General features: G+C 70.3%; 8 protein-coding genes. 5 read left to right on the top strand and 3 right to left on the bottom strand.

Annotation, left to right across the window (positions count from 1 at the left end):
• Positions 1-148: 148 nt before the first annotated feature.
• Positions 149-1,102, bottom strand: coding sequence for a heme o synthase (locus tag ACF07B_RS05590; RefSeq protein ID WP_369481417.1), 954 nt, complete (start codon positions 1,100-1,102; stop codon positions 149-151).
• A gap of 353 nt (positions 1,103-1,455) precedes the next feature.
• Between ACF07B_RS05590 and tkt the strand changes: the two genes are divergently transcribed.
• The 5 genes from tkt to pgl are packed head-to-tail and all read left to right on the top strand — an operon-like array spanning position 1,456 to position 8,058.
• Entirely contained in the window at positions 1,456-3,543 is a 2,088-nt protein-coding gene (gene tkt / locus ACF07B_RS05585; RefSeq protein WP_392177818.1) for a transketolase, read from the top strand.
• Between the two features lie 34 nt (positions 3,544-3,577).
• Positions 3,578-4,696 (top strand): transaldolase, encoded by a 1,119-nt coding sequence (tal, locus tag ACF07B_RS05580; RefSeq protein ID WP_384241534.1) that lies wholly within the window; start codon positions 3,578-3,580, stop codon positions 4,694-4,696.
• A 1-nt stretch (position 4,697) separates the two neighbouring features.
• Positions 4,698-6,224, top strand: a complete 1,527-nt coding sequence (zwf, locus tag ACF07B_RS05575; RefSeq protein WP_392177974.1) for a glucose-6-phosphate dehydrogenase — start codon at positions 4,698-4,700, stop codon at positions 6,222-6,224.
• Entirely contained in the window at positions 6,221-7,279 is a 1,059-nt protein-coding gene (gene opcA / locus ACF07B_RS05570) for a glucose-6-phosphate dehydrogenase assembly protein OpcA (RefSeq protein ID WP_392177817.1), read from the top strand. Before zwf ends, opcA begins: the two co-directional genes overlap by 4 nt.
• Positions 7,276-8,058 carry a 6-phosphogluconolactonase gene (gene pgl / locus ACF07B_RS05565; protein WP_392177816.1) on the top strand — a complete coding sequence of 261 codons (783 nt, stop codon included), beginning with the start codon at positions 7,276-7,278 and terminating at the stop codon, positions 8,056-8,058. The genes opcA and pgl overlap by 4 nt, the downstream gene beginning before the upstream one ends.
• 159 nt (positions 8,059-8,217) lie before the next feature.
• Here the strand turns inward: pgl and pgi are convergent, their stop codons facing one another.
• Together pgi and ACF07B_RS05555 are read right to left on the bottom strand one after the other, a co-directional pair.
• Positions 8,218-9,870 carry a glucose-6-phosphate isomerase gene (gene pgi / locus ACF07B_RS05560; protein ID WP_392177815.1) on the bottom strand — a complete coding sequence of 551 codons (1,653 nt, stop codon included), beginning with the start codon at positions 9,868-9,870 and terminating at the stop codon, positions 8,218-8,220.
• A 527-nt stretch (positions 9,871-10,397) separates the two neighbouring features.
• Entirely contained in the window at positions 10,398-10,685 is a 288-nt protein-coding gene (locus ACF07B_RS05555) for an RNA polymerase-binding protein RbpA (RefSeq protein ID WP_004002138.1), read from the bottom strand.
• Positions 10,686-10,698: the final 13 nt, after the last annotated feature.

The raw sequence follows: 10,698 nt of genomic DNA, 5'->3' as shown, positions 1-10,698 counted from the left end.
GGGGGGGGGGGGGGGGGGCTGGTGGCGGGGGGGGGGGCCCCCCGCGCCCCCCGCGCGGGGGGGGCCGGCGGGGGGGGGGGGGGGGGGGGGGGCCCCCCCCCCCCCCCCCCCCCCCCCCCGTCCGCGTTCTCTTGGTCCGGCTCCCGGTCTAGCGGAGGAAGGGGTCCACCGCGACGGCCACGAAGAGGATCGACACGTAGGTGATCGACCAGTGGAACAGCCGCATCTCCTTGAGCTTGCCGCCGGTCACCTCGGCCTTGGCCCGGTTCTGGAGACCGTGCGCCTCCCACAGCCAGAACCCGCCCGCGCCGAGCGCGACCACGGTGTAGAACCAGCCGGTGTAGCCGAGCGGGGTGAGCAGCAGCGAGACCGCGACCATCACCCAGCTGTAGATGACGATCTGGCGGGCGACCACCTTGTTGCTCGCCACGACCGGCAGCATCGGCACGCCCACGCGCGCGTAGTCCTCGCGCACCTTCATGGACAGCGGCCAGTAGTGCGGCGGCGTCCAGAAGAACATGACGAGGAAGAGGATGACCGGGGCCCACGACATGGAGTTCGTGACGGACGACCAGCCGATGAGCACCGGCAGACAGCCGGCGATGCCGCCCCACACGATGTTCTGCGAGGTACGCCGCTTGAGAATCATCGTGTAGACGACGACGTAGAAGAGGAGCGCGCCGAGCGACAGCCAGGCGGAGAGCCAGTTGACGGCGAGACCGAACAGCAGGGTCGACACGACCGCCAGCGTGATGCCGAAGGCGAGGCACTCCCGGGGGCTGACCATGCCGGTGACGAGCGGACGCTGCGAGGTGCGTTCCATCAGCGCGTCGATGTCGCGGTCGATGTACATGTTCAGCGCGTTGGCGCCGCCCGCGGACAGATAGCCGCCGAGGCAGGTGAGGAGCACCAGCTTCAGATCCGGCACACCCTGCTGGGCCAGGAACATCACCGGAACGGTGGTGATCAGGAGCAGCTCGATGATCCGCGGCTTGGTCAGCGCCACGAACGCCTTCAGACGGGCCCCGAACGGCCGCTGGCCCCGGCTGCTGCTCGTCCCGACAACACCCGCTGGACGGGATTCGACGGCCGTCACGCACACCCCTGACAGAGACATCCCAGCGAGCCCCCGGATGAATTCCCCGTAAAGGCCCGCGCGTACCACGCCACTGTAGACGTTGCCCAGACCCCGGCATTCGCGGGGGTGCGCCCGTGTTGAGGAGTGCGGCCGGAAGAGCTGATCGAGACTCGATTGAGCACTCGGACGAGCGGCTCCGTATTCACTTGCCGAACACGGAACGACCTAGTCGGGAGGCGGATCCCGATGAGTCCCGGCAGTCTGGAATGACTCGAAAAAACGCGCGTACTCACGGGGGTAGGCTCGACAACGGCCGGGGCGCCCAGTGCACCGGCAATTCGACATGTGTGACATGTGGAGAGGAGCCCTGACCCAGGGTGAGCACCAAGCCGACCACCACAGACCTCGAGTGGACCGAGCTGGACCAGCGGGCCGTGGACACCGCCCGCGTCCTGGCCGCCGATGCCGTACAGAAGGTCGGCAACGGCCATCCCGGTACGGCCATGAGCCTGGCGCCCGCCGCCTACACCCTCTTCCAGAAGGTGATGCGGCACGACCCGGCGGACACCGACTGGGTTGGACGCGACCGCTTCGTGCTGTCCGCCGGCCATTCGTCCCTGACCCTCTACACCCAGCTCTACCTGGCCGGTTTCGGCCTGGAGCTGGCGGACCTGGAGTCCTTCCGGACCTGGGGCAGCAGGACCCCCGGACACCCCGAGTACGGTCACACGCCGGGCGTGGAGACCACGACCGGTCCGCTCGGCCAGGGTGTCGCCAACGCGGTGGGCATGGCGATGGCCGCCCGCTACGAGCGTGGCCTGTTCGACCCCCAGGCGCCCCAGGGCGAGTCCCCGTTCGACCACTTCATCTACGCGATCGCCGGTGACGGCTGCCTCCAGGAGGGCATCTCCGCGGAGGCCTCCTCCATGGCCGGCCACCAGAAGCTCGGCAACCTCGTCCTGCTGTGGGACGACAACCACATCTCGATCGAGGGCGACACCGAGACCGCGGTCTCCGAGGACACCGTCAAGCGCTACGAGGCGTACGGCTGGCACGTGCAGCGCGTCGCCCCGAAGCCGGACGGCGACCTGGACCCGCACGCCATCTACGACGCGATCGAGGCCGCGAAGAAGGTGACGGACAAGCCGTCCTTCATCGCGATGCGCTCGATCATCGCCTGGCCCGCCCCCAACGCGCAGAACACCGAGGCCGCGCACGGCTCGGCGCTCGGCGACGACGAGGTCGCGGCCACCAAGCGCGTCCTCGGCTTCGACCCGGAGAAGTCCTTCGACGTCGCCGCCGAGGTGCTGGCCCACACCCGTCAGGCCCTGGACCGGGGTGCCCAGGCCAAGGCCGAGTGGGAGAAGGGCTACGCCGCCTGGCGTACCGCCAACCCGGAGCGCGCGGCGGAGTACGACCGCATCGCCGCGACCGAGCTGCCGAGCGGCTGGGAGGAGAAACTCCCCGTCTTCGAGGCGGGCACGGGTGTCGCCACCCGCGCCGCGTCCGGCAAGGTGCTCCAGGCCCTCGGCGCGGTCATCCCCGAGCTGTGGGGCGGCTCCGCCGACCTCGCCGGCTCGAACAACACCACGATCGACAAGAGCAGCTCGTTCCTCCCGGCGGACAACCCGCTGCCGGAGGCGGACCCGTACGGCCGCACGATCCACTTCGGCATCCGCGAGCACTCCATGGCCGCGGAGATGAACGGCATCGCGCTGCACGGCAACACGCGCATCTACGGCGGCACCTTCCTGGTGTTCTCCGACTACATGCGCAACGCCGTCCGGCTGTCGGCCCTGATGCACCTGCCGGTGACGTACGTGTGGACGCACGACTCGATCGGCCTCGGCGAGGACGGCCCCACCCACCAGCCGGTCGAGCACCTCGCCTCGCTGCGCGCCATCCCCGGCCTCAACATCGTCCGCCCCGCCGACGCCAACGAGACGGCCATCGCCTGGCGCGAGATCCTCAAGCGCTACACCAAGGTGTTCGGCAAGGGCGCCCCGCACGGTCTCGCGCTGACCCGTCAGGGTGTGCCGACGTACGAGGCCGACGAGAACGCCGCCAAGGGCGGGTACGTGCTGTTCGAGGCCGAGGGCGGCTCGCCCGAGGTCATCCTGATCGGCACCGGCTCCGAGGTGCACGTGGCCGTCGAGGCGCGTGAGCAGCTCCAGGCCGCGGGCATCCCCACGCGGGTGGTCTCCATGCCGTGTGTGGAGTGGTTCGACGAGCAGGACCAGGGGTACCGGGACAGCGTCCTGCCGCCTTCGGTGAAGGCCCGTGTCTCCGTCGAGGCCGGAATCGGTCTCACCTGGCACCGGTTCGTCGGGGACGCCGGACGCATTGTTTCGCTGGAGCACTTCGGTGCTTCGGCCGACGGCAAGGTGCTCTTCCGCGAATTCGGTTTCACTGCCGAGAACGTCGCGGAAGCCGCCCGGGAATCGATCGCCGCAGCCCAGCGCTGACGCCGACATACGACACGTAGGAGATGCAATTTCCATGACAGACGCACTCAAGCGCCTCTCCGAGGAAGGCGTCGCGATCTGGCTGGACGACCTGTCGCGCAAGCGGATCACGTCCGGCAATCTTGCCGAGCTGATCGACCAGCAGCACGTCGTGGGCGTCACCACCAACCCGTCGATCTTCCAGAAGGCGATCAGCAGCGGAGACGGCTACGAGCAGCAGGTTTCCGAGCTCGCGGCCCGCAAGGTCACCGTCGAAGAGGCCCTGCGCATGATCACCACGGCGGACGTGCGTGACGCCGCCGACATCCTGCGCCCCGTCTTCGACGCCACCGAGGGCCAGGACGGCCGCGTGTCGATCGAGGTCGACCCGCGTCTGGCGCACAACACCGCGGCGACCATCGCCGAGGCCAAGCAGCTCGCCTGGCTGGTGGACCGCCCCAACACCCTCATCAAGATCCCGGCCACCAAGGCGGGTCTGCCGGCGATCGCCGAGGTCATCGGCCTCGGCATCAGCGTCAACGTCACGCTGATCTTCTCGCTGGAGCGCTACCGCGAGGTCATGGAGGCGTTCCTCACGGGTCTGGAGAGGGCCAAGGAGCGCGGGCTGGACCTCTCGAAGATCCACTCCGTGGCGTCCTTCTTCGTGTCCCGCGTGGACACCGAGATCGACAAGCGGCTCGACGCCCTGGGCACCCCCGAGGCCAAGGCCGCGCGCGGCAAGGCGGGCGTCGCCAACGCCCGGCTCGCGTACGAGGCGTACGAGGCGGTCTTCTCCACCGACCGCTGGGCCGTTCTCGACCGGGCGCAGGCCAACAAGCAGCGCCCCCTGTGGGCCTCGACCGGCGTCAAGGACCCGGCGTACAAGGACACCCTGTACGTCGACGAGCTGGTCGCGCCGAACACCGTGAACACCATGCCGGAGGCCACCCTGGAGGCCACCGAGGACCACGGCCAGATCACCGGCAACACGATCGCGGGTACGTACGAGCAGTCCCGTGCCGAACTCGACGCCGTCGAGAAGCTCGGGATCTCGTACGACGACGTGGTCCAGCTCCTTGAGGACGAGGGCGTCGAGAAGTTCGAGTCCGCCTGGAACGACCTGCTCAAGTCGACCGAGGCGGAGCTCCAGCGCCTCGCCCCTTCGGAGGGCTGAAATCTTGTCGAGCAGCAACCCGCTGCGTGACCCCGCAGACCGACGGCTCCCGCGTATCGCGGGGCCGTCGGGCCTGGTCATCTTCGGCGTCACGGGCGATTTGTCACGTAAAAAGCTGATGCCCGCGGTGTACGACCTCGCCAACCGGGGTCTGCTGCCGCCGGGCTTCTCGCTCGTCGGGTTCGCCCGCCGCGAGTGGGCCCACGAGGACTTCGCCCAGGAGGTCCACGACGCGGTCAAGGAGCACGCCCGCACGCCCTTCCGCGAGGAGGTCTGGCAGCAGCTCGTCCAGGGCATGCGCTTCGTCCAGGGCACCTTCGACGACGACGACGCGTTCGACCGGCTGCGCTCCACCATCGAGGAGCTGGACAAGGCGCAGGGCACGGGCGGCAACTTCGCCTTCTACCTGTCCGTGCCGCCGTCCGCGTTCCCGGTGGTGATCCAGCAGCTGAAGAAGCACAAGCTGGCGGACCAGTCGGGCGGCTCCTGGCGCCGCGCGGTCATCGAGAAGCCCTTCGGCCACGACCTCAAGTCGGCCGAGGAGCTCAACGCGATCGTGCACGAGGTCTTCGCCCCGGACCAGGTCTTCCGCATCGACCACTACCTGGGCAAGGAGACCGTCCAGAACATCCTGGCGCTGCGCTTCGCCAACACGATGTTCGAGCCGATCTGGAACCGGTCGTTCGTCGACCACGTGCAGATCACCATGGCCGAGGACATCGGCATCGGCGGCCGGGCCGGCTACTACGACGGCATCGGCGCGGCCCGTGACGTCATCCAGAACCACCTGCTCCAGCTCATGGCGCTGACCGCGATGGAGGAGCCCTCCTCCTTCGACGCGGACGCGCTCGCCGCGGAGAAGACCAAGGTGCTCGGCGCGACCAGGCTGCCGAAGGACCTGGGCAAGAGCACGGTCCGCGGCCAGTACGCGGCGGGGTGGCAGGGCGGCGAGAAGGTCGTCGGCTACCTCCAGGAGGACGGTATCGACCCCAAGTCGAAGACCGACACCTTCGCCGCGATCAAGGTCGAGGTGGACAACCGCCGCTGGGCGGGAGTCCCGTTCTACCTGCGCACCGGCAAGCGTCTCGGCCGCCGCGTCACCGAGATCGCGGTCGTCTTCCAGCGCGCCCCGCACTCCCCCTTCGACCACACGGCGACGGAGGAGCTGGGGCAGAACGCGATCGTCTTCCGTGTCCAGCCCGACGAGGGCGTCACTGTCCGCTTCGGTTCCAAGGTGCCCGGCACCTCCATGGAGATCCGGGACGTCTCGATGGACTTCGCGTACGGCGAGTCCTTCACGGAGTCGAGCCCGGAGGCGTACGAGCGTCTGATCCTCGACGTGCTGCTCGGTGACTCGAACCTCTTCCCGCGCACGGAGGAGGTCGAGCTGTCCTGGAAGATCCTCGACCCGATCGAGCAGTACTGGGACGCGCACGGCAAGCCCGCACAGTACCCCTCGGGTACCTGGGGCCCCGTCGAGGCGGACGAAATGCTCGAACGAGACGGACGGAGCTGGCGTCGCCCATGAAGACCGACCTCACGGACACCACGGCCAGCAAGGTCAACAAGGCGCTCGTCCAGGGCCGCCGCGCCATCGGCACGCCCGCCGTCGGCATGGTGCTCACCCTCGTCATCGTCACGGACGAGGAGAACGCCTACGACGCCCTGAAGGCCGCCAACGAGGCCTCGCGCGAGCACCCCTCACGCACCCTCGTGGTCATCAAGCGGGTCTCCCGCTCGCCCCGCGACCGCACGACGTCGCGGCTCGACGCCGAGGTGCGGCTCGGGGCGGAGGCGGGCACCGGCGAGACGGTGGTGCTGCGCCTGTACGGCGAAGTGATCAACCACGCCCAGTCGGTCGTCCTGCCGCTCCTGCTGCCGGACGCCCCCGTCGTCGTCTGGTGGCCGGTCAACGCGCCGCTCGACCCGGCGAAGGACCCGCTCGGCGCCCTCGCGCAGCGCCGGGTGACCGACACCTACGCCGCCGAGGCCCCGGTACGGGAGCTCAACGCCCGCGCCGAGGCCTACACCCCGGGCGACACGGACCTGTCGTGGACCCGCATCACGCCCTGGCGTTCGATGCTGGCCGCGGCCCTGGACCAGGTCACCTGTGACGTGGACGCGGTCGAGGTGGAGGGCGAGGAGTTCAACCCGAGCTGCGAGCTGCTCGCGATGTGGCTCGCGGAGCGGCTGGAGGTCCCCGTCAAGCGGTCGCTTTCCTCGGGCCCCGGCCTGACCGCGGTCCGGCTGGAGACGAGCTGCGGCCCGATCGTCCTGGACCGCGCCGACGGCACCCTGGCGACGCTGTCCATCCAGGGGCAGCCCGACCGCGCGGTGGCGCTCAAGCGCCGCGACACGGCCGAGCTGATGGCGGAGGAACTGCGCCGCCTCGACCCGGACGACACCTACGCCGCGGCGCTGCGCTACGGGGTGGACCGGCTGAACTCGGCGGCGGACACCACCGGGTCCGCGGGCGGCGGGACCGCGACCGCCACGAAGGCGGCCGCGGTCGCCAAGGACTCCCCCGCCGGGGTGGCGGAGACGCTCGCCAAGAAGGCGGCGGACAAGGCGGCCGCCGAGTGAACACCCCGCAGCTCGTCGTCCACCGCGACAAGGAACTGATGGCCCAGGCCGCGGCGGCGCGGCTGATCACGAAGATCGTGGACGCGCAGGCCTCGCGCGGCTCCGCCTCGATCGTGCTCACCGGCGGGCGCAACGGCAACGGGCTCCTCGCGGCGCTCGCGGCGGCGCCCGCCCGGGACGCGGTCGACTGGGCGCGCCTGGACCTGTGGTGGGGCGACGAGCGCTACCTGCCCGAGGGCGACCCCGACCGCAATGACACCCAGGCCCGCGCGGCCCTGCTCGACGCGGTGCCGCTGGACCCGGAGCGGGTGCACACGATGCCCGCGTCCGACGGTCCGTTCGGCGCCGACGTGGAGGCGGCGGCGGAGTCGTACGCGGCGGAGCTCGCGAAGGCCGCCGGCCCGGAGAACCACGGTCCGGTCCCGGCGTTCGACGTCCTGATGCTGGGCGTCGGCCCGGACACCCACGTGGCCTCGCTCTTCCCGGAGCTGCCCGCGGTGCGGGAGACGGAGCGGACGGTGGTCGGCGTGCACGGCGCGCCCAAGCCGCCGCCGACCCGGATCTCGCTGACCCTGCCCGCGATCCGCTCCGCCCGCGAGGTGTGGCTGCTCGCGGCCGGCGAGGACAAGGCACAGGCGGCCGCCATCGCCCTGTCCGGCGCGGGCGAGATCCAGGCCCCGGCCGCCGGGGCGTACGGCCGCTCCCGCACCCTGTGGCTCCTGGACGCCCCGGCGGCGTCCCAGCTGCCACGCTCGCTGTATCCGCCGGCGTCCGCCTGAACGACCGCCGACGGAAACGCCTGAACACCGAGGGGGGCGGCAGGGTCACCGACCTTGCCGCCCCCTCGTGGGTTCACCGGGACCGCGGGCTCCCCATGATCGTCCGGGAGGCCCCGGGAAGCGGGCGGGCTCCTGCCGCCCGCTTCCCCTCATTCATGCTCAACGACCGCGCAGCGTCCGGTACTTGGCGACCAGGGCCTTGGTCGACTCGTCCAGTCCCGGCACGTCGGCGCCTTCGGTGAGGGCGGGCTCGACGCGCTTGGCGAGCACCTTGCCGAGTTCGACGCCCCACTGGTCGAAGGAGTCGATGTTCCAGATCGCGCCCTGGACGAACACCTTGTGCTCGTAGAGGGCGATCAACTGACCCAGGACCGAGGGGGTCAGCTCCTTCGCCAGGATCGTGGTCGTCGGGTGGTTGCCCTCGAACGTCTTGTGCGGCACCAGTTCCTCGGGCACACCCTCGGCGCGGACCTCGTCCGGGGTCTTGCCGAAGGCCAGCGCCTGCGTCTGCGCGAAGAAGTTCGCCATCAGCAGGTCGTGCTGGGCGACCAGGCCCGGCAGCAGGTCGGCCACGGGCTCGGCGAAGCCGATGAAGTCGGCGGGGATCAGCTTGGTGCCCTGGTGGATCAACTGGTAGTAGGCGTGCTGGCCGTTGGTGCCGGGCGTGCCCCACACCACCGGTCCCGTCTGCCACTCGACGCGCTGCCCATCACGGTCCACGGACTTGCCGTTCGACTCCATGTCGAGCTGCTGGAGATAGGCCGCGAACTTCGACAGGTAGTGCGAGTACGGCAGCACGGCGTGCGACTGCGCGTCGTGGAAGTTGCCGTACCAGACGCCCAGCAGGCCCAGCAGCAAAGGCACGTTGGCCTCCGCGGGAGCCGTGCGGAAGTGCTCGTCGACCAGGTGGAACCCGTCGAGCATCTCGCGGAAACGCTCCGGGCCGATCGCGATCATCAGCGACAGACCGATCGCCGAGTCGTAGGAGTAACGCCCGCCGACCCAGTCCCAGAACTCGAACATGTTCGCCGTGTCGATACCGAAGTCCGACACCTTCTCCGCGTTCGTCGACAGCGCCACGAAGTGCTTCGCCACCGCGTCCTGACCGGCCTTCAGGCCCGCCAGAAGCCAGTCACGCGCCGAGGTGGCGTTGGTGATCGTCTCGATCGTGGTGAACGTCTTCGAGGCGATGACGAACAGCGTCTCGGCCGGGTCCAGGTCCCGCACGGCCTCGTGCAGGTCCGCGCCGTCCACGTTCGACACGAACCGCACGTTCAGCGAGCGGTCGGTGAACGAGCGCAGCACCTCGTAGGCCATCGCCGGGCCGAGGTCGGAGCCGCCGATACCGATGTTGACGACGTTCCTGATGCGCCGGCCGGTGTGCCCGGTCCACTCGCCCGAGCGGACCCGCCCGGCGAAGTCCGCCATCTTGTCCAGGACCGCGTGCACGGCCGGCACGACGTTCTCCCCGTCGACCTCGACCACCGCGTCCCGCGGCGCCCGCAGCGCCGTGTGCAGCACCGCCCGGTCCTCGGTCACGTTGATCTTCTCGCCCCGGAACATCGCGTCCCGCAGCCCGAACACGTCCGTGGCCACGGCCAGCTCGCGCAGCAGTCGGAGCGTCTCGTCGGTGACCAGCTGCTTGGAGTAGTCGACGCGCAGATCGCCCACCTGGAGCGAGTAGCCGGAGCCGCGTCCGGGGTCAGCCGCGAACAGGTCGCGCAGATGGGTGCCGGCGAGCTCCTCGCGGTGCTTGGCCAGAGCGGTCCACTCGGGTGTCTGGTTGAGCCTGGTACGGCTGTCTGCGTTCATCTCGGACTTCCGCCTTCTTTCCTGCCTGTGCTGCTGCGTACCTTGCCCCGCTGCCGGTCCCAACCTAATTGATCAGGGCTGGACACGAGCTGTCGTCGTGCGTCCACCGGCTCAACAACAGATACGTCCCGCCGGCCCGCAGGTGTCAGCGGGATGACGGGGATAGGGACGCGGGGGCCGGGAGCGCGTCCCTGAAAAGACACCCGGCTGATTTCCGGCCCGCACTGCTGCATCGGCGTGACCCGACCACCACTCCCCCGGGCACGGCGCGCCCGTGCACGGCACCCAGGGCGCCGCACCGGGACACGGCAGCTCGCCGGGTACGAGGGCGCGGGCGGCGCGGTGCGAGGACGTGGCGCGCGGCGGACGAGTCGGCCTGCCGCGGCGGGCGTCCTGGTGACGCGATCGGGCCGCGGTGCGGGCATCCGGGCGCGGCGGACCCGGCGACGGGCCGGAACGCGGCCGCGGAGTCGCCGTGAAACGGTTCCGGCCAGACATCCATGGGACGTCCGGCCGGCTCTCAACTCCTAGATCTCGCCCCGCAGTTTGGCGAGCGCCTCGGCGAGGATCGCCTCGCCGTCCGCGTCGCTGCGCCGCTCCCGCACGTACGCGAGATGCGTCTTGTAGGGCTCGGTGCGCGGCGGGTCCGGCGGGTTGTCCCGGTCCTGTCCGGCGGGGAAGCCGCAGCGCGGACAGTCCCAGGTGTCGGGAACCTGCGCGTCGCTGGCGAAGCTGGGCTGCGTCTCGTGCCCGTTGGAGCACCAGAAGGAGATGCGCAGCCGCGGCGCGGACTCGCCGCGCTCGGCCTCGCCCATCGGCCCCGCCCCG

This window comes from Streptomyces sp. NPDC015532, from assembly GCF_043078065.1.
Classification (GTDB): domain Bacteria; phylum Actinomycetota; class Actinomycetes; order Streptomycetales; family Streptomycetaceae; genus Streptomyces.
The sequence above is the reverse complement of the archived record's forward strand: the minus strand, read 5'-3'. Positions and strand labels throughout refer to the sequence as shown.

What these genes read in the sequence shown, in the direction of transcription:
- ACF07B_RS05555 (WP_004002138.1), bottom strand. Translation starts at nt 10,685, where the DNA reads ATGGGCGAGGCCGAGCGCGGCGAGTCCGCGCCGCGGCTGCGCATCTCC.
- pgi (WP_392177815.1), bottom strand. Translation starts at nt 9,870, where the DNA reads ATGAACGCAGACAGCCGTACCAGGCTCAACCAGACACCCGAGTGGACC.
- opcA (WP_392177817.1), top strand. Translation starts at nt 6,221, where the DNA reads ATGAAGACCGACCTCACGGACACCACGGCCAGCAAGGTCAACAAGGCG.
- tal (WP_384241534.1), top strand. Translation starts at nt 3,578, where the DNA reads ATGACAGACGCACTCAAGCGCCTCTCCGAGGAAGGCGTCGCGATCTGG.